Below are 19,159 nucleotides of genomic sequence, written 5' to 3'. Positions count from 1 at the left end.
TCTCGGTATTGGCGCTCAGGCGACATGAAAGGAGGGTGGCCCGCGATGTTCAACACGATCGACGTAAATGCGTTCGGCGTAGGCGCGGCTACCCGTGTACCGAGCACCGCACATGCCGCCGCGTCGGCGGCCGCGGGTAAGCACCGTGTCGCCGCCGCGACTGACGCGTCCGTGGATTGGGGCCTCGCATAGCAAAGTAGAGCCCAGTTTCGCCGAATGGCCACGGACCCGAAGTCACCAGGATCCGTGGCCATAGCTTTTGGGAAACACTTCCCGACCTGGTCCGGATCGCCGATTTAGACAGCCAACCGACCAGGAAGCAGGTGAAGAGGACATGTCGGCATCGACGGTCCCAATAAAGACGCGGCCGGCCCTGCCATGTCATGCCGGCGATCCCGACCTGTGGTTCGCCGAAACCCCGGCCGACCTCGAGCGTGCCAAGACGCTGTGCACGGACTGCCCCGTCCGGCGGCAGTGCCTGACCGCCGCGCTCGACCGGGCCGAACCGTGGGGTGTGTGGGGCGGTGAGATCTTCGAGCGAGGCTCGATTGTCAGCCGCAAGCGTCCCCGCGGACGCCCGCGCAAGCAAGCCGCGTAGCCGAACGTGTGACGCCGCCGCGATTTCACGGATTTCGCGGTGGCGTCACCCGTGGCTCAGACCATTACGGTGTCCGGCTCGTTGAAGCCGGGAATCAGTTCCTCCGACAGCGCCTTGATCGGAACCCGCGCGTCCAGCTGGCACAGGATCGCGGCGACCGAGGCGATCACCCGCATCGGGATCGCCAGCTTGGGCGGCAGGTCCATCTGCCGCGCCGTCTTGATCTGCGCAACCGACCGGTCGAACTGGCTCACCGTCATCCGCTGCAACCACTTTCGGTTGTAGTGGAACACCTCCACCTGGATGGGCTCGACATACTGGCGCAGCATCTCGTCGATGTCGCGAACCGACACATCCTGACCGGGCTGGATGAACCCGACCTTCTCCATGGTCGGCAACAACAGGTCGTAGTTCTTGTCCCGGGCCAGCCGGATCGTCATCCCGAGTTCGATCGGGTAACCCCCCGGCAGCGGCGCCACGGCACCGAAGTCGATGACGCCCAACCGCCCGTCGGGCAGCAGCATGAAGTTTCCCGGGTGCGCGTCACCGTGCAGCATCTCCAGCCGACGCGGCGCATCGAAGGTGAGCTCCAGCAGCCGGATGCCGATCAGGTCGCGTTGTTCGCGCGTTCCGTTGCGGATGATTTCGGCCATGTGCAGGCCGTCGATCCACTCCTGGATCACCACTTTGGGTGCGCTGGCCACCACGTGCGGCACCGCGAAATGCGGGTGGTCCTCGTAAGCCTTGGCGAATGCACGCTGATTGTCGGCTTCCAACCGGTAGTCCAGCTCCATCTCGGTGCGCTCGATCAGTTCGTCGACCACGCCCTGGACGTCGGCGCCCGGCGCGAGTTGCTTGAACACACCGACCAACCGCTGCATGGTCTTCAAGTCCGCCCGCAGCGCCTCGTCGGCGCCCGGGTATTGGATCTTGACGGCGACTTCGCGCCCGTCGGCCCAGACGGCCTTGTGCACCTGACCGATGCTGGCCGAGGCCACCGGGGTGTCGTTGAACGAACTGAACCGGTCGCGCCACTTGGTGCCCAGTTGGGCGTCGAGCACCCGGTGCACCTTGGCCGCGGGCAGCGGTGGGGCGTCCTTCTGCAGCTTGGTCAGAGCGTCGCGATACGGCTCACCGAACTGCTCGGGGATGGCGGCTTCCATCACCGACAGCGCCTGACCGACCTTCATCGCGCCGCCCTTGAGTTCGCCCAGGACGGTGAACAGCTGGTTGGCGGCCTTCTCCATCAGCTCGGCGTTGACTTCGTCCTTCGACTTTCCGGTTAGCCGCTTTCCGAAGCCCAGAGCCGCCCGGCCGGCCATGCCGACCGGCAGGCTGGCGAGCTTCGCATTGCGGGCCGCGCGGCCACGCTTGATTTCTGACACGTAACTATCATCCATGACGCTCAGGGCATTCGTTGCATTGATTGCGCATCGTCCCCGCCAGCACAGACCTATGTCGTCACTGCGCCAAGGAGTGGAGCGTCCCATGTCAGCCAAGCAAACCCAGCACGACACCGCCGAGGCCCTGTTCCGGGCGATCATCGAGACCCTGGACAAGCACCGCAACGAGCGCACCCTGACCGAGGACGTGCTGGACACGTTGGCCCGGGCGTATGCGTCGGTCTGCACGAACGTCCCCGAGCAGGGCCGACTGGGCTAACACGAGCACAGCGGATGGCGCGTCCACTGGCGGGCCACGATCGCGCTGGCGTTCAGGTCGAACTCCAACGTGGCGTTCAGCGCCGATGGCGCGGCGGCTTGCTGGCCGCGCACGGCGGCTATCACCTGGTTGACCTGGCTCAGTGCCAGCGCCGCGGTCGCCAGCAGGGTGGCCCGGTCGGCCACCCCGACGGTGTCGCGTAGCTGCGCGGCGATCGCCGGCCACGCCGCGTCCCGGTCGCGACGGTGCAGATCGGCGCAGCTCAGGCAGCTGGTGACGCCGGGGATGACGAGCGGTCCGACCAGCCCGGTGCCGTCGCGCACCCGGACCGGCAGGTGCGGGACGCCCGAGGTGTGCAGGTCACGCACGATGCGCGGATCGGCCACCAGGTAGTCGGCGAGCACCACCAGGTCGACGGTGGTGGTGGACATCGTCGCGTGCGGTTGGCTGCTGTGCCCGATGCGCGCGCCCGAGCTGCGCAGCGCCGGCACCAGCAGGTCCGACAGCGGCCCCCGTCCGTGCACTCGGATCGACGCCGCTCGACCGGCGGCCTTGCGGGGCCGGCTCGTCGCGACACCATGGCTGACCAGCTGGGTGACCAGGTCGGTCAGGTCAGCTCCGCCGGCTTGGCGCTGCAGTTCGATCATCGGCACCGGTGAGCGCATGGACCGCAGCACCGCGGCCAACCCCGTCGCGGTCAGACCCGCCGTGGGCCGCACCAGCACCGCGCGCCGCGGATCCCAGCCCACCTGCACCACACCGTCTGGGCGCATCAACACTGGCATCGCCGGATTCAGCGAATACAGGCAAGCGCCGGGCCGGCTCATGACGTGTCACGCTGCCACGCCTGGCCGTAGCGCCGTATTCAGCTATCCACAGCGGTAAGCGACCACAGCAGAAATCAGGTAGTTGACTACTCAAGTTCCCTGCGGGCACCTCGCTTACGTTGCACCTACCTGACGGGCCGAGACCACCGGCCAAGTGACAGTCAAAGGTTTGCTCGGAGGTGTGCAGACGTGTCTTTTGTGATCGCGTTACCAGAGACGATGGCGGCGGCGGCAGCGGAGTTGGGCCGTATCGAGTCGGTCCTCGGCGCAGCCCGCGTGACGGCGACAACCTCGACGACACAAGTGCTGGCTGCCGGGGCTGACGAAATTTCGGTGGCGATCGCGAGGCTCTTTTCCGGTCACGCACAAGACTTTCAGGCGCTCAGTGCTCGGGCGGCGACGTTTCACAACCAGTTCGTGCAGGCCCTGAGCGCCGCCGGGGGCGCCTATTCGCTGGCAGAGGCGGCCAACGCCGCGCCGTTGGATGTGCTCGGACAACAAGTGCTGGGAGTGATCAATGCGCCCACAAACTTGTTGCTGGGGACCCCGCTGATCGGCAAGGGCGCCAATGGTGCGCCGGGAACCGGGCAGAACGGGGGTCCGGGCGGGCTGCTGTGGGGCGACGGCGGCGACGGCGGATCGGGGCGGCCCGGGCAGCCCGGTGGCAAAGGCGGTAACGCCTGGTTGTTCGGCAACGGCGGCCAAGGTGGGGCCGGCGGCGCCGGCATTAGTGGCATGCCCGGTGTCGCCGGTGGTCTGGCCGGAACCGGGGGAACCGGTGGCAACGGCGGAATGTTCTTCGGCAATGGCGGCACCGGCGGTACCGGTGGCGTGGGTGGGACGGGCGGTGCAATCACCACCGGCGGCACCGCCGGCAACGGCGGCCCCGGCGGCTCCGGCGGATCCGGCGGCCACGCTCAGGGGTTGGCCAGATTCATCGGCGGCCATGACGGCGACGGCGGCTCCGGCGGCACTGGCGGCTCCGGCGGCGCGGTCGACTTCAACGGCAATGGCGTCGTCAGCGGCACCGGCGGCTACGGCGGCTCCGGCGGCCAGGGCGGCGCCGGTTACAACGGCGGCGATGGCGGCACCGGCGGCGCCGGTGGACGAGTCGAACTCATCACCCAGGGCACCGCCGCCGGGGCTTCCGGCGGTGGTGGCGGAGGTGGCGGCCAGGGTGGCATCAGCACTGGTGGCGGCCACGGCGGTACCGGCGGCACCGGCGGCACCGGCGGTCAAGCCGGGTCGTTTGCCAACACCAACGGGTCCGGGCCCGCCGGCTTCGACTATTCCTACGGTGGCGGCGGGGGCCAGGGCGGCGGCCCGGCCGGAACTACAGGTGGTCCCGGTGGTGGCGGCGGCGGTGGCGGCGCTGCGTCATCTGGTCAGATTGCGTCGTTCGGCGCCAGTGGCCGGGGCGGCCTGGGCACAGGCGGCGGCCTGGGCGGTGGGGGCGCCTCCGGAGTCGTCACGAGCGTCCACGGCTTCGCCGGCGGCGTCGGCGGTGGGGGCGGGGGCGGGGGCATCGCGGGCGGCATCGGCGGCATCGGCGGCACCGGCGGACCTGTCGGCGGCGGCGTCGGCGGCACCGCCGGCCAGGCCGGCAGCCCCGGTGCCATCTTCGCCCAAGGCGGCGGTTCCGCCGCAGGTGGTCAGGGTGGCACCGCCGGGGCCTACGGCGGGGGCGGTGGCGGCGGCAACGGTCAGGCCGTCGGCGTCGGCACCCTCGGTCAGGGAGGCAGGGGCGGTGACGGCGGGTCTTAGTACCGGATCACGGTGCCGCGTCTGGGCACCTGCCACGCTCAGTTATCCACAGCGCCGGGATCATCGGTCTCGCGGATCTCGCGGTCCAGCTTCGCGATCGCTTCGTCGATGCCGCTGGTGTCGCCACCGATCACCCCGTCGATGAACGCCGCCGGGTCGTCCAGGTCGTCGGCACTGGGCAACAGGTCCGGGTGCTGCCAGACCGCGTCGCGCGCGTCCATCCCGGCCGCCTCCGTCAAGCGTTGCCACAGCGCCCCCGCCTCGCGCAGCTTGCGGGGCCGCAACTCGAGCCCGACCAGGGTGGCGAAGGTCTGCTCGGCGGGACCGCCGCTGGCCCGACGCCGGCGCAGCGTCTCGCTGAGCGCCGCTTCGCCGGGCAGTCGGTCGCCCACGGCCGCGGTCACCACCGTCTGCACCCAACCCTCGATCAGCGCCAGCAGGGTCTCCAGCCGCTCCAGAGCCTGGGTCTGCGCCGGTGTCGCCTTGGGCTCGAATACGCCCTGACTCAGCAGTTGTTCCATGGCGGCGGGGTCGGCCAGCGACGCCGGGTTGAAGTCCCTGGCCAGTTCCTCGATCCCGCTCATGTCGATCTGCATGCCTTGCGCGTATGCCTCGACGGCGCCCAGCAGCTGGCTGGACAACCAGGGAACATGGCTGAACAGGCGGTGATGGGCGGCCTCGCGGGTGGCCAGGAACGTCATGATCTCGCTGCGCGGCTGCTCGAGCCCGGAAGCGAAGGATTCCACGGCGTCCGGCAGGATCGCGGCCACTCCCTGCGGTCCCAGCGGCAGCCCGATGTCGGTCGACGTCAGTACTTCTTTGGACAGCCGGCCCAGCGCCTGACCCAGCTGCGACCCGAACGCGATGCCGCCCATCTGCGACATCATCTGCAGCAACGGACCCGCCATGCCCTTGGCTTCCTCGGGCAGTGAGGACACCCAGACCGACGAGATCTGCTGCGCCATCGGATCGCACAGCCGCTTCCACGTCTTCAGGGTGTTGTCGACCCAGTCGGTGGGACTCCAGCCGGTGGCTCTCGTCGTCCCGGCCGGCAGCGCCGTGGCACCGTTCAGCCAGGTCTCGGCCAAATGCACGGCGTCGGAGATCGCCGAGTTCGTGGTGGCCGGGATCGGCGCGACGAACCCGATCGAACTGGATGCGACCTGGCGGGCCAGGTCGTAGTTCACCGGGCCGGCGCCCGATCCGGCCGTGCCCGACGTCATCGCGCTGCCGACACCACCGAACATCTCACCGAGACGGGTGAACAACTGCCCGAGGTTGGCCATGTCGAAGTCGCCGCCGAAACCGAACGGGTTCGCGCCCGGTCCGGAGTCGGGATCGTTCTTCCCGCGCTTCTCACGGTCGGGGTCGTCTCCAGCGGAGAAGCCGAAGGGCAGGTCAGCCATGACGTCAACGGTACCCACCGGGGAATCGGAAAGCGCGGTGTGGCGTCACGCTCGCAGCTGAATGGGTCGCCTGGGGTGCCGATTAGTGTGTTCTGCGTGAACAGGCGGATTTTGACCTTGATGGTCGCGCTCGTCCCGATCGTGGTGTTCGGCGTCCTGCTGGCGGTGGTGACGGTGCCGTTTGTGTCACTGGGTCCGGGGCCCACCTTCGACACGCTCGGGGAGGTCGACGGCAAGCAGGTGGTGCAGATCCAGGGCACCCAGACGCACCCGACGACGGGCCACCTGAACATGACGACGGTGTCCCAGCGGGACGACCTGACCCTCGGTGAAGCCATCACCCTGTGGATCTCCGGCCAGGAGCAGTTGGTTCCGCGCGACCTGGTCTACCCGCCCGGCAAGTCGCGTGAAGAGGTGGACAGCGCCAACAACGCCGACTTCAAGAAGTCCGAAGACAGCGCCGAATACGCAGCGTTGGGTTACCTGAAATACCCCGAGGCGGTGACCGTGGCCAGGGTGCCCGACGACAGCCCGTCAGCGGGCAAACTCAAACCCGGTGACGCGATCGACGCTGTCGACCGCAATCCGGTGGCCACGGTCGATCAGTTCACCACGTTGCTGAAGAACACCAAGCCGGGTCAGGTCGTGACCATCGACTACCGCCGCAAGAACGAACCCGCCGGCGTCGTGCAGGTGACCCTGGGCACGAACAAGGACCGGGACTACGGGTTCATGGGCGTGGAAGTGATGGATGCGCCGTGGGCGCCGTTCAGCGTGGAGTTCAACCTGGCCAACATCGGTGGTCCCTCCGCCGGGTTGATGTTCAGTTTGGCCGTCGTCGACAAGCTCACCACCGGCGACTTGGCGGGTTCGAGGTTCGTCGCGGGCACCGGGACCATCAGTGTCGACGGCAAGGTCGGGCCGATCGGGGGGATCACCCACAAGATGGCGGCCGCCCGCGCTGCGGGTGCCACGGTGTTCTTGGTGCCGGCGAAGAACTGCTATGAGGCGGTCTCCGACATTCCGTCCGGGTTGCAGCTGATGAAGGTCGAGACGCTCAGTTCGGCGGTGGACGCGCTGCATGCGATGACGGCCGGGGCGCCCACCCCGAGCTGCTAGCCGGGTTGTGGGGCCGGGGTGATGCGTACAGTTGGGGCCATCGGGGAAACAGAACAGGGAGCGTAGCTAGTGGGAATGCGGCCCACCGCAAGGATGCCGAAGCTGACTCGGCGTAGCCGGATTCTGATCCTGATCGCACTGGGTGTGATCGTGTTGCTGCTGGCCGGCCCGCGGTTGATCGACGCCTACGTCGACTGGTTGTGGTTCGGTGAGCTCGGCTATCGCTCGGTGTTCACCACCGTGCTGGTCACCCGCATCGTGGTGTTCCTGGTAGCGGGGCTGCTGGTCGGCGGCATCGTATTCGCCGCGCTCCTGGTGGCCTATCGCAGCCGCCCGGTGTTCGTCCCCAGCAGCGAAAACGACCCGGTCGCGCGGTATCGCGCCGCGGTGCTGGGGCGACTGCGCCTGGTAAGCATCGGGGTCCCGGTGGGGATCGGCGTGCTGGCCGGCGTCGTGGCGCAGAGCTACTGGGTGCGGGTCCAGCTTTTCCTGCATGGCGGCGACTTCGGCATCACCGACCCGCAATTCGGCAAGGACCTCGGCTTCTACGCATTCGAATTGCCCTTCTACCGGCTGGTGCTCAGCTACCTGTTCGTTGCAGTCTTCCTGGCGTTTCTGGCAAACCTGGTGGCGCACTACTTATTTGGCGGCATCCGGCTGACCGGGCGCGCCGGCGCGCTGAGCCGGTCGGCGCGGATTCAGCTGATCACTCTGGTCGGCGTATTGGTTGTGCTCAAAGCCGTTGCCTACTGGCTGGATCGCTACGAGCTGCTGTCGCACACCCGCGGCGGCAAGCCGTTCACCGGGGCGGGTTACACCGACATCAACGCCGTCCTGCCGGCCAAGCTGATCCTGATGGCGATCGCACTGATCTGCGCTGCGGCGGTGTTCTCCGCGATCACGTTGCGCGACTTGCGGATTCCTGCCATCGGTTTGGTGTTGTTGCTGTTGTCGTCGCTGATCGTGGGTGCCGGCTGGCCGCTGATCGTCGAACAGATCAGCGTCAAACCCAATGCCGCGCAGAAGGAAAGCGAATACATCAGCCGGAGTATCACCGCGACGCGGCAAGCCTACGGGTTGACGCCGGACGTGGTGACCTACCGCAATTACAGCGGCGACGGGCAGGCCACCGCGCAGCAGGTCGCCGCCGATCGGGCGACCACTTCCAACATCCGGCTGCTCGACCCGACGATTGTGAGCCCGGCGTTCACCCAATTTCAGCAGGGCAAGAACTTCTATTACTTCCCCGACCAGTTGTCCATCGACCGCTACCAGGACCGCGCCGGGAACCTGCGCGACTACGTCGTCGCCGCACGCGAACTCAACCCGGACCGGCTGATCGACAACCAGCGGGACTGGATCAACCGGCACACGGTCTACACGCACGGCAACGGTTTCATCGCGTCGCCGGCCAACACCGTGCGCGGTATCGCCAACGAACCCAACCAGAACGGGGGCTACCCGCAGTTCCTGGTCAACGTCGTCGGCGCCAACGGCACCGTCGTGTCCGACGGTCCGGCCCAGCTGGACCAGCCCCGAATCTACTTCGGGCCCGTCATCGCCGGCGCGACCGCTGATTACGCGATCGTCGGCAAGACCGGGGCCGACCGTGAATACGACTACGAGACCAGCACCGAGACCAAGAACTACACCTACACCGGTGGCGGTGGGGTCCCGATCGGCAACTGGCTGGCGCGCAGCGTGTTCGCCGCTAAGTTCGCCGAGCGAAACTTCTTGTTCTCCAACGTGATCGGCTCCAACAGCAGGATCCTGTTCAACCGGGATCCGGCGCAGCGGGTCGAGGCGGTGGCGCCGTGGCTGACCACCGACAGCGCGGTGTACCCGGCCATCGTCAACAAGCGCCTGGTGTGGATCATCGACGGCTACACCACGCTGGACAACTACCCGTACTCCGAACTCACCTCGCTGTCCTCGGCGACGGCGGACTCCACGGAGGTGGCGTTCAACCGGCTGGCGCCCGACAAGCGCGTCTCCTACATCCGCAACTCGGTCAAAGCCGTCGTCGATGCCTACGACGGCACCGTCTCGCTATACCAGCAGGACGAGAACGACCCGGTGCTGAAGGCCTGGATGCGGGTGTTCCCCGGCACGGTGAAGCCCAAGAGTGACATCACACCTGAACTGGCCGAGCATCTGCGGTATCCCGAAGACCTGTTCAAGGTGCAGCGCATGCTGCTGGCCAAATACCACGTCAACGATCCGGTGACGTTCTTCTCCACCTCGGACTTCTGGGACGTGCCGCTGGACCCGAATCCGACGGCCAGCAGCTACCAGCCGCCGTATTACATCGTCGCGAAAAACATTGCCAAGAACGACAACTCGGCTTCTTACCAGTTGATCAGCGCGATGAACAGGTTCAAACGCGACTATCTGGCCGCCTACATCAGCGCCAGTTCGGACCCCGCCACCTACGGCAAGCTCACGGTGCTGACCATTCCGGGTCAGGTCAACGGCCCCAAGCTCGCCAACAATGCGATCACCACCGATCCGGCGGTGTCCCAGGACCTGGGTGTGATCGGACGGGACAACCAGAACCGCATCCGCTGGGGCAACCTGCTCACGCTTCCGGTCGGGCAGGGCGGGCTGCTCTATGTCGAGCCCGTCTACGCGTCGCCGGGAGCCAGCGACGCGGCCTCGTCGTATCCGCGGCTCATCCGGGTCGCGATGATGTACAACGACAAGGTCGGCTACGGCCCCACCGTGGGCGATGCGCTGACCGCGCTGTTCGGACCGGGTGCGGGTGCTGCCGCGACCGGCATCCAGCCCACCGATGCAGGCATGCCGGCTAATCCGCCCGCGAGTCCGCCCCCGGCGGCCGGTCCTGGCGTGCCGCCACCCACGGCCGCGGTGCCGCCTCCCGACGCGGCGTTGTCTCCGGCGAAATCCGCTGCGCTGCAAGAGATTCAGGCTGCGATCGGCGCGGCCCGGGAGGCGCAGAAGAAGGGCGACTTCGCGGGGTACGGTTCGGCGTTGCAGCGACTCGACGAGGCGATCACCAAGTTCAACAACACCAGGTAGCGGTCGCTGCCGCTTTCCGCCCTCGGCACTTCCGCCCCGGCCGCGAGGGTCCGCAAATGTACGCTGATACGCCGTAAACGGCGTCATTTTGCGGACCCTCGCGCCAGGCCTACTGCCCCTTGACGTTCATGATCTGCCGCAGCGAGGTCACCACATCGACGAGCGGTTCGGCATCGACCATGACCTGGTCGATGTCCTTGTACGCCTGCGGGATCTCGTCGATCCACTCCTTGCCGTGCCGGTATTCGATGCCTGTCATCGCCGCGGCCAGGTCCTGTTCGGTGAACAGTTCCTTGGCTTTGGTCCGGCTGTACCGGCGGCCCGCCCCGTGCGGGGCCGACCACAGGCCGTCCAGGTTGCCCTTGCCCCGCACGATGTAGGAGCGGGTACCCATCGAGCCGGGGATGATTCCCAGCTTGCCCTCGGTTGCGTCGATCGCGCCCTTTCGGGTGAGCCACACCGTCTCCCCGTCGATTTGGGTGCGGACCGTGTAGTTGTGATGGGTGTTGATCCTTTCCCACCTCGACCCGTTGCGCTTGTACTCCCAGCCAGTCGGCGAAGACGTGGATGAAACGGTCCATCATCTCGGCACGGTTGAGCAGTGCAAAGCGCTGCGCCCACTCCAAATCCTTGATGTAGCGGTCGAATTCGGCGCTGCCCTCGGTCAGGAAGGCCAGATCACGGTTGGGTAAGCGGATGTCGGGATTGCGCGAGCTCTGCTCCAGTGCAATCTTGATGTGGCGTTGCGCGATCTTGTTGCCGACCCCGCGCGAGCCACTGTGCAGGAACAGCCAGACGTTGTCGTCGGTGTCCAGGCAGAGCTCGATGAAGTGGTTGCCACCACCGAGAGATCCCAACTGCTGCATCCACTTCGGGCTGTGCGACAGGTCGACGTCCAGGTCGGTCTGTAGCCTGAGCAGCTCGTCGTGCTTGCGCTTGGTGAACGGAAACCGTTGCAGGGACTTGTTGTAATTGCCCGGCGACAGCGGAATCGCGTCTTCGACGCGGTGCCGCAGCGCCGACAGCTCCGGCACGTAGTCTCCGCCGAAGCGGACGGACAGGTCGTTCTCGGTGAACCGCGTCTTGGCTGCCACCATGCCGCAGCCGATGTCCACGCCCACCGCTGCAGGGATCACCGCCCCCTTGGTGGGGATAACGGTCCCGACGGCCGAACCCTTGCCCAGGTGCGCGTCGGGCATCAGCGCGACGTGCGGGTGCACGAACGGCATGGACGCGGTGGTCTTGGCCTGCTCGACGGTGTTGCCGGCGATCTCGGTGGCGAAGCTGAGCAGCTTCGGCGCGAGACGCTGAGACATGATGAACTCCTTGGCGCGTGTGGTTGTGGTGGGCGCCGAGGGGGGCGGCTGAAAGGCGAGGCTATCGAAGGCGAATGGGCTGTCGCAACGGATTTTCGCTGCTCCCCTCGGCGCCGGCACACCACTGACCGCGCGATTTGGAGAGGTTCGCACGCGTTGGGTAACCTTGCGTCTACCGACGCGGGGTGGAGCAGCTCGGTAGCTCGCTGGGCTCATAACCCAGAGGTCGCAGGTTCGAATCCTGTCCCCGCTACCAGCGGAAATGGCCCTCAGGTAGCAGCCTGGGGGCCATTTTCTATGGCTTTGGGAACACTTTTGGGAACATTCGCGACGCTAACAATTTCCGGAAGCCGATTCGGCGCAGTGAAAATCACCTAAGGTGTCGCCCCGGCCGAAGCAGATCCGCTGTCACGGCTCGGCGGCCACTGCTCGGCGGCGCCGTGCACATCGGAGACCTCGCGCTGGTTGCGGAGGTGTCGCCCGGTTTTCGATTGGTCGCTTACTGAGCGCAGACTGGCTGGACGAAGAGTTGTCCGTCGATTGTCTGGACCACACCAGCCTGCGAAGTCGTTGAGCACACGGCCTGAGCATCGCTAACTGGCCTGCGTGGCGGGTTCTCCATGGTACGAAGTTAGGGGCCTCATCACAGATGAGGGTGTAGGTGGGGTCGGCGGGATGCGACACCACTGCCTGGGCGGCGGCGAGATCCTGGAGCACCGAGTAGCGAGGCACTGCTCCCAGTCGCGGCTCTCCGCCGGTCTGCGGGCATAGACGCCCGCTGTCGGAAGGTGATGCCGACGGTTTGTCGGTGTGCGTCGCTATGTTGGGCCGATGGATTGGTACGCCCGACCGGAAGGTGCCGCATATCAGCTCAGGGTTGCGCCTCGACTAGCGTCGTGGAATAAGGCTGGCGATCCCGACCAAGTCCGATTGCAGGCATACCTGGACGACACCGAAGCGCTCTTGGCGAGTTCGCGAATAGAGGGCGCATGGGCGCTCCGACTCGACGTCGGCCTGCCTCGATCGCGGGATCTGCTTGATGCGGCTGATCTCGACAACTATGCGTTTCCGCTCGCCTACCGTCTAGCGAATACCGGTCTGGTGTCGGTGTGGTGCACCAAGCAGCACGCTGAACAGTCATTCGAAGGAATTGAAGCTGCCGAGAAGGTGGCTGCGCCTCGCACGGGGGTGCTGATTGCACGTCCCACGGCGTCAGCGTCGACGGTTGGTTACAAGGAGCAAATCCGCGCCGCTGTCGCAAAATCGGGAGAGCTGCCGCCTGGGCCGGTGAGGCTCGAGCTGTCCTTCGTTGTCGGCCCCGACCGGAACTGGCTGAACCTATGGAAGCAGACGATCGACGCACTCGACCCCCTGCTTGGCCGTACCCACCCGAAGCGTCCGTGGCATCCACGCGACGGCAGGATAACGGAGCTCGGAATGCACGTGAGGGTTGAGCCCGCCTTCGGTCACCGGGTTGCAGTCGGCATCGCTGCCACCACCCCAGGCGGCGTGCCCGAACGCAAGATCGCGTGGCGCAACTACGGGGGCGGTGTCATCGTCAAATATGAATTGCCGGGAGGGGCACCGACAGGTTGGGGCATCATGTGCCCGTCCTGGGACACGGAGATGCCGCTGTCAACGGATGAAGCCCTCTGGCTGCGCAACGCCCTCAACCATGCGCTCGACGAAGCCACGATAAACCGGCGCCAAAGCCGCTCGGGGAATAACAGGTTCTGGCACCGCATGCTCTCAGTCCGACTGCCGTGCGCCTGCGTTCGATCTTGTCATCGTGATCGATCTCGACGTAGGGCTACGGTGACCTTGCCAACTACTCGCCAGATAACTCCTGGAGGCCGGCGGCTCAAGACAACAACTACACCCGCATTTGCGAAAAGCCAGTTACGGTCATTCAAGGTCAATGGACGGAGCGACGCATGAGGTTCAAAAGGTTAGAGATAAGAAACCTTCGAGCCGTCGAAAACTTCACGGTTGACGACTTGGGAAGTTTCGTTGTAGTCGCCGGCCAGAACGGATGCGGGAAATCTTGTGTTTTTGATGCTATTCGTCTGCTAAAGTCACTGTACGGTGGGTATCAGGCCAACGAGCATCTACAATGGTTTGGCGAATTCGCCATCAACGTACAAGACCAAAGTGCCCTTGCGCGAATTTTTAGAAATCCCGAGTCTCGAATGCTCGTTTCTGCAGAGCTAGAATTCAGCCCCGATGAAGTGGCTTACCTCGCCGCAAATGTCAACACACTGGCGTTACCGATTGCTTGGCAAATTGTCACCGGTCAAGCCTTTGACTACTTTTCATTCAATCAAATGTCAGTCGCAACTCAATTCGCGCACATGAAACCTCGAGTGGATCAGGAACTCGCGACGCTTGTCGCAGAATTTTCCGGAGCGTTAGGCCAGTCGACGCACGAATTGAGCGTGTCGGTAGATATCAATGGTGCTCTCCAGTTAAAACGATGCTTACCCGCGCAAATCGCCTTTCAAGCATACGAACCCGACCATCTAGGCATTATTGAATACCATAGTGCATCGCGCGCCTATACGCGGCAAGATGTTGGCGGCATTAACTTGGATGCCCGTCAATTTCAAGAGCAGCGGCGTCACCATGGACTCTACAACTGGCAAGCAAAATATCAGAATATTAAGACGGAGCTTGCCTCAGCATACGTACGCGGTTTAATAACTAATGAGGCAGGCGGCGAGTCGACGGCCCGCGACAATCTTGAAGCTACCTTGATAGATCTATTCAGTACGTTTTTTCCGGAGAAGAAGTACTTGGGAGGGCGTCCTCTGCCTAACGGAAACCTAGAATTTCCAGTAGAGCTTGCGAGCGGCCGAACGCATGACATTGATGATCTTAGTTCCGGCGAGAAGGAGATCCTGTACGGCTACCTGCGACTGCGTAACTCCATACCAAAGGGATCAATTATCCTCCTAGACGAGCCGGAACTGCATTTAAATCCCAGCCTGCTTCAAGGATTCGCAGACTTTTATTACCGACATCTGGGCGTTGCTCAAGGAAACCAGATTTGGATGGTCACGCACTCCGACGCGCTCCTGAGGCAGGCGGTCGGTAATGCAAACTATCACGTATTTCATATGACGCCCGCGTCCTCTGGCGATTCTGGGGCGAATCAAGCGTCCAGCATCTTTCTCGATGACGAGCTAGAGCGGGCTACCGTCGATCTAGTTGGCGACCTTGCTACTTATCAACCTCACTCAAAGGTAGTTATTTTCGAAGGTGAGGGGACTACTGGCTTTGATGTGACCATGGTTCGTCGGTTGTTTCCCGAGTTTTCACGCAGGATAAATCTTGTGAGCGCTGGAAATAAATCGGGTGTTCGAAACCTGTACGCAATATTGGAAAGTTCGACGCACCAGATGGGTGTTTTGGAGCGATTTTATGCTGTAACCGATCGAGACCACGAACATGTCAAACCGGAGGCTTTGGCGTCCAGGCTATACAGCTGGGACCGGTACCACATCGAAAATTATCTACTCGACCCGAGCGCTCTTCGCGCGGTTGTGAAGTCTGCAGGCCAAGGTACTGTATTCGGTTCGGATGACGAGGTAGTGGCAGCACTTAAGATTTGTGCAACACAGCTAACTGATGGACTTGTGCTTGAGCTGCTTCAAAAGGAGGTCAATGATGCAATAATTGCTATGATTAATGTCCGCGGCAACCCGTCAACGCAAAATTATGTCGAGGCGGTCTACCCTTCAATAAAAGCAAGTATCGGCCGTGTGAAGGATGCGTCTTCTCAGTTTACCGAAGACAAGCTGTCTGAGATGGGAAAGAGACATGAGGCCAGGTTCCAAGATTCGCTAGACAATGACACGTGGCTCAGCGACTTCCCGGGTCGAAAAATCCTTAAGCGCTTTGTTGGTGCACATGTTAGTGGTATCAGCTACGAGCCTTTCGTCAACCTAATCCTGGACAAGCTGGCCGAAGAAAGCCGCCAACCAGTTGGGATGAAGAATGTCCTGGACCAAATCATGCATGCGGGAACTTGAGGCAACTTCAGTTGCTAAACAGCTCTTAGATTGGTGCTGTGGTCAGCTCCACCACGACTCCCTCGAAGTCGGCTACCACGCGTAGTCGCCCTCCCAGCGCGGCCACATAGGACTGCAGAGTTCCGAGCTCAGTATGCGATAGATCGCCTCCTTCCAGCTTCGATACCCGGGCTTGGGAAACGCCCATGATGGCAGCGACGTCCGTCTGGCGAGCGTGTCCATGCGCCTTTCGAATATCGGCGAGGCGCTGCGCCAGGACCGCGTCATACATCTCCGTACGCGCGGCATTGGCCCGAGTCGGGTCTATTCGCCCCTGCGCGATGGCTTCGGCTCGGATCTCACGCCAGTTACGTGCCATGTTCATTCATCTCCCTCGGTCGCCAGCCAGTTCTCGTATCGCCGCTCAGCTTTCGGAATGTTCTTGTCGTACCAGCTCTTCCAATTGCCCGACTTGTCGCCGCCGAGCAACAGGATTGCCTGCCGCTCAGGATCAAAGATGAACAGAATCCGGATGCTGGTGCCGGCTGGCCGCAGCTCCTTCATGCTGTGAAACTTCGATCCCCTCACCTTGTCCACCGTCGGACGGCCCAAGGTTGGTCCTTCCAGCTCGAGCAGGTCGATAGCCCCGGTAACGGCGACGATCGCGTCCTCGTCAAGCGTGAAATACCAGTTCTCGACCTCCTATAGCAAGATCACTTCCCAGGACTCCGACATTAATATAACTTCAGGGTTATATGCAACACTCTGAGCCGAAGACGTCTCATGCGGAGCCCGCTCCGTCATCCCAGGCGTCGCCGAGCAAAAACTCAGCGGCTTGTTCTGCTGCCTCGCGGTCGTCGTTACCCAGCACGTGGGCATACGTCTCTAGGAAGAAACCAACATTCGCGTGGCCAATCCGCTCGCTGATCACCTTTGGGCTGACACCGGCCCGCAGCGCACCGGTGGCGTACGAGTGGCGCAGATCGTGAAAAGTGATGCGAGACAGGCCCGCTGCCGCCGCTAAACGATCGAAGCGTTGACGAATGGTATCGGGATGCGGTGGCCGGCCGTCCTGGTAGGTGAACAGGTAATCGCCGGGATGGTATGCGTCGCCGAAAAATTCGCGCTCGCTGTCCTGGAGTTCGCGCCAACGGCGCAGCGCCGCCACGGTAGTGCGGTCGATCGAAATCGTCTGGTCAGCGTTGCGGGTCTTACCGCCGGCCTTGTCGAGTGCCCGCCCGCCGACGACCACGCGATTGTCGTGGACGGTTATCGCACCGGCATCGAGGTCGACGTCGGACCACTTCAGGCCACACACCTGGCCGCGCCGAATACCGGTAGTGAGTTCCAGCAGGAAGAGTGCCGCGAACCGGTCGTCGCGGATCGATTTGAGGAATGTGCGGATTTCCTCGGCGCTCCAAACTGTCCGGCGGGTGCGCGGCCGCCGCGGTGGTTTCACATTGCTTGCCGGGTTGTCAGTGAGGTACTTCCACGCAACTGCGTCGACGAGCGCCCGATGAAGGAAGGCGTGGACGTTGCGGACGGTCTTTGGCGCCAAGCCCGGCGAAACCGGTTTAGGCACAATGCCTATCCGATAGCGTCGTACGGCGGTGCGGGCGGCATGGATCGTTGTCCCGCAGGCCTGCGACAGCTGTCGTGGTGTGGGTGGGGCGCCGGCAGTGTTGCGTTCGGACCAATAGGCATACATCACGGAGTCGTTGTCGCGCTTGACTCGGCCCTCGCTGAGCAGTTTGGCGTAGAGCTTCAGGAGTTGAGGCTCGTCGAGTCGCTGCAGGCGCTCGGCGCCAATATGGGGAATGACGTATGTGCGCGCGTAGTCGCTCCAACTGCGCCATGTCGTGGCATCGAGTGCAGGTTCGACGGCGGCGAGCCATTCGTTGAGGAACTGCGCAACCGTACGGGTCGAGGGTTTGACGACTCGGCCGCGGTCAGCGTCACGCATTGCTTCGCGGCAGGCTTTCCAGGCCTCACGCTCGGTGTCGAACCCGCCCTTGCTGATCCAGGGGTATCGGCCGGTTGCCGGGTCCCTCTCCGGCAGGCGGAATTTGTAGTACCACACCGAACCACGCTGATGGACGGTCCCTTTCACGATGCCACCAGCTCACGCAACCCAGCCGTTACGACATAGATCCGGCCGCCGAGCCGGCGAACGGGCAGCTCGTCAGAGGCCACCAGTCGGTAGGCTGCCGCCCGGCTGATTCCCAGTAGCTGTGCGGCGTGTGGAACGGCAAGCAGCAGAGGGAGATCATTGAACACGTTGTTTTCCAAGATAATTCACCACCTTTCCTCAGAGTTGACGGAATTTTGCACAGCTGTGCGGTCTTCGTGGGCCTGTGGGCTGCACCGTGGACAAAAACGTGCGGCCTCCGATCCATCGGCCCCAGCGACCGTGATCGTGCGTGAGTACGCATCCTCGCATTCACCGCACCAGGGCACTGTTGGCGCGGATGAGCTTGGCGGCATCCACGCTTGCGTTAGACGTCGGGCTATCACACGGATTGGATGACGTGCACCGTCAGGATTCCGGATCAGGTGGGCGGCGAGGTCAGCGGCTGGCCAACCGCGTGCCAGAGCGGACTCGATGGCCGGCAGGAGACTGTGCACGTCGCGCTCACCGAGCCGCCACGAATCGCTGACGGCGTGCAGGATTTGTGCTGCAGAACCACCCGGTTCGGATGGGGATTCTATTGATGGTTTCAAGGGGTCCCGATCTGGGACCCCCGTAGGGTGCCGCTGTGACACCGCCCCAGTCCCACTGCGGGACGGCTCCCGTGCCAATACGGGACCGGGGGGTCCCGTATTGGGACTAGGGGGTGTCGGATCGGGACCGGGTGGAAGATGAGGTGCCCGAGGGTGATTCAGGTAGTAACGGGTGGAGCGGCGAGCGCCGGAATCGTGGAATTGCGGGCGTCGGGTCATGAAGCCCCGGGTCTCCAGCAAGCTCAGCGCGCGTAAGACCGTGCTCCTTCCGGCGCCGGATTCAGTCATCAGCGTACGGATTGACGGATAGCACGAGAAGTTCTCATCCGCCTTATTTGCCAGTAGCACGAGGATGAACTTCGCTACCGGTTGGGCGATGTCCGAGTCTTTTGCCCAGGCGAGGGCCTCCCAGCTCATGTGGACGCATCGATAAGGCGGTGCCCACCGGCAGCCGTTTCGGCGGACTGCACCGAGCGGCAATCCCTGTCGCGTCGTTTCATTTCTAAACGGTAAGTCCGCCTAGGTGCCTAGCGCGACGGGCAAGCAGATATTTTTCTGGTGAGTTTTGCTGCGGCACAGCCGGATTACCGCCAATTCCCTCCACGGCACCACAAATCGCGAAACGCGCTGCCTCGAAGGGCGCATCGCGTGCATGGCCGCGCCGGCGTGCGTGGATGCGTCGGATGTCACGGAGCTG

The 19,159-nt window shown here is 63.9% G+C and carries 14 protein-coding genes, 1 tRNA gene and 3 pseudogenes; 9 read left to right on the top strand and 9 right to left on the bottom strand.

Going from position 1 to position 19,159, the window contains the following annotated elements; all coding sequences use genetic code 11:
• The first annotated feature begins 45 nt into the window (after nucleotides 1-45).
• Nucleotides 46-359 (top strand): annotated as a pseudogene (locus AC5Y47_RS20960) (hypothetical protein).
• Complete coding sequence (locus AC5Y47_RS20955; protein ID WP_499946173.1) at nucleotides 335-598, top strand: WhiB family transcriptional regulator; 264 nt, start codon at nucleotides 335-337, stop codon at nucleotides 596-598. The pseudogene AC5Y47_RS20960 and the gene AC5Y47_RS20955 overlap by 25 nt, the downstream one beginning before the upstream one ends.
• A gap of 56 nt (nucleotides 599-654) precedes the next feature.
• Here AC5Y47_RS20955 and AC5Y47_RS20950 read toward each other — a convergent pair whose 3' ends face one another.
• Nucleotides 655-1,998, bottom strand: a complete 1,344-nt coding sequence (locus AC5Y47_RS20950; RefSeq protein ID WP_499946172.1) for a macrolide-binding ATPase MABP-1 — start codon at nucleotides 1,996-1,998, stop codon at nucleotides 655-657.
• 88 nt (nucleotides 1,999-2,086) lie between these two features.
• On the opposite strand from AC5Y47_RS20950, the gene AC5Y47_RS20945 reads away from it, so the two are divergent.
• Nucleotides 2,087-2,260: a hypothetical protein gene (locus AC5Y47_RS20945; protein WP_499946171.1), complete on the top strand. Its 174-nt coding sequence runs from the start codon at nucleotides 2,087-2,089 to the stop codon at nucleotides 2,258-2,260.
• Here AC5Y47_RS20945 and AC5Y47_RS20940 read toward each other — a convergent pair.
• Nucleotides 2,257-3,087, bottom strand: a complete 831-nt coding sequence (locus tag AC5Y47_RS20940) for a TOMM precursor leader peptide-binding protein (RefSeq protein ID WP_499946170.1) — start codon at nucleotides 3,085-3,087, stop codon at nucleotides 2,257-2,259. The two genes, AC5Y47_RS20945 and AC5Y47_RS20940, sit on opposite strands and share 4 nt — an antisense overlap.
• Before the next feature lie 189 nt (nucleotides 3,088-3,276).
• Here AC5Y47_RS20940 and AC5Y47_RS20935 point away from each other — a divergent pair, with 189 nt between their 5' ends.
• The gene (locus AC5Y47_RS20935; protein WP_499946169.1) at nucleotides 3,277-4,851 is read left to right on the top strand and encodes a PE family protein; all 1,575 of its coding nucleotides are present in this window, start codon (nucleotides 3,277-3,279) and stop codon (nucleotides 4,849-4,851) included.
• 38 nt (nucleotides 4,852-4,889) lie between these two features.
• Here the strand turns inward: AC5Y47_RS20935 and AC5Y47_RS20930 are convergent, their stop codons facing one another.
• Nucleotides 4,890-6,275: a zinc-dependent metalloprotease gene (locus tag AC5Y47_RS20930; RefSeq protein ID WP_499946168.1), complete on the bottom strand. Its 1,386-nt coding sequence runs from the start codon at nucleotides 6,273-6,275 to the stop codon at nucleotides 4,890-4,892.
• A gap of 78 nt (nucleotides 6,276-6,353) precedes the next feature.
• Here AC5Y47_RS20930 and AC5Y47_RS20925 point away from each other — a divergent pair, with 78 nt between their 5' ends.
• Both AC5Y47_RS20925 and AC5Y47_RS20920 read left to right on the top strand, forming a co-directional pair.
• Complete coding sequence (locus tag AC5Y47_RS20925; protein WP_499946167.1) at nucleotides 6,354-7,376, top strand: YlbL family protein; 1,023 nt, start codon at nucleotides 6,354-6,356, stop codon at nucleotides 7,374-7,376.
• A gap of 69 nt (nucleotides 7,377-7,445) precedes the next feature.
• Complete coding sequence (locus AC5Y47_RS20920) at nucleotides 7,446-10,415, top strand: UPF0182 family protein (RefSeq protein WP_499946166.1); 2,970 nt, start codon at nucleotides 7,446-7,448, stop codon at nucleotides 10,413-10,415.
• 109 nt (nucleotides 10,416-10,524) lie between these two features.
• Here AC5Y47_RS20920 and AC5Y47_RS20915 read toward each other — a convergent pair.
• Nucleotides 10,525-11,731: pseudogene (locus AC5Y47_RS20915) on the bottom strand (RtcB family protein).
• Between the two features lie 179 nt (nucleotides 11,732-11,910).
• Here AC5Y47_RS20915 and AC5Y47_RS20910 point away from each other — a divergent pair.
• From AC5Y47_RS20910 to AC5Y47_RS20900, 3 genes are all read left to right on the top strand, one after another.
• Nucleotides 11,911-11,987, top strand: a tRNA-Met gene (locus tag AC5Y47_RS20910).
• A 575-nt stretch (nucleotides 11,988-12,562) separates the two neighbouring features.
• The gene (locus tag AC5Y47_RS20905; protein ID WP_499946165.1) at nucleotides 12,563-13,669 is read left to right on the top strand and encodes a hypothetical protein; all 1,107 of its coding nucleotides are present in this window, start codon (nucleotides 12,563-12,565) and stop codon (nucleotides 13,667-13,669) included.
• Entirely contained in the window at nucleotides 13,666-15,762 is a 2,097-nt protein-coding gene (locus AC5Y47_RS20900) for an AAA family ATPase (protein ID WP_499946164.1), read from the top strand. The genes AC5Y47_RS20905 and AC5Y47_RS20900 overlap by 4 nt, the downstream gene beginning before the upstream one ends.
• Nucleotides 15,763-15,787: 25 nt before the next feature.
• Here the strand turns inward: AC5Y47_RS20900 and AC5Y47_RS20895 are convergent, their stop codons facing one another.
• From AC5Y47_RS20895 to AC5Y47_RS20875, 5 genes and pseudogenes are all read right to left on the bottom strand, one after another.
• The gene (locus AC5Y47_RS20895) at nucleotides 15,788-16,126 is read right to left on the bottom strand and encodes an XRE family transcriptional regulator (protein ID WP_499946163.1); all 339 of its coding nucleotides are present in this window, start codon (nucleotides 16,124-16,126) and stop codon (nucleotides 15,788-15,790) included.
• Nucleotides 16,123-16,443, bottom strand: a pseudogene (locus tag AC5Y47_RS20890) (type II toxin-antitoxin system RelE/ParE family toxin); the annotation flags it as partial. The gene AC5Y47_RS20895 and the pseudogene AC5Y47_RS20890, both read right to left, overlap by 4 nt.
• 79 nt (nucleotides 16,444-16,522) lie before the next feature.
• Nucleotides 16,523-17,821 (bottom strand): site-specific integrase, encoded by a 1,299-nt coding sequence (locus AC5Y47_RS20885; RefSeq protein ID WP_499946162.1) that lies wholly within the window; start codon nucleotides 17,819-17,821, stop codon nucleotides 16,523-16,525.
• Nucleotides 17,822-17,847: 26 nt separating this feature from the next.
• Nucleotides 17,848-18,030: a helix-turn-helix domain-containing protein gene (locus AC5Y47_RS20880; protein ID WP_205876824.1), complete on the bottom strand. Its 183-nt coding sequence runs from the start codon at nucleotides 18,028-18,030 to the stop codon at nucleotides 17,848-17,850.
• 6 nt (nucleotides 18,031-18,036) lie between these two features.
• Nucleotides 18,037-18,879 carry a helix-turn-helix domain-containing protein gene (locus AC5Y47_RS20875; protein ID WP_499946161.1) on the bottom strand — a complete coding sequence of 281 codons (843 nt, stop codon included), beginning with the start codon at nucleotides 18,877-18,879 and terminating at the stop codon, nucleotides 18,037-18,039.
• Between the last annotated feature and the right edge of the window lie 280 nt (nucleotides 18,880-19,159).

Source organism: Mycobacterium sp. NGS22, from assembly GCF_059813095.1.
The sequence above is the reverse complement of the archived record's forward strand: the minus strand, read 5'-3'. Positions and strand labels throughout refer to the sequence as shown.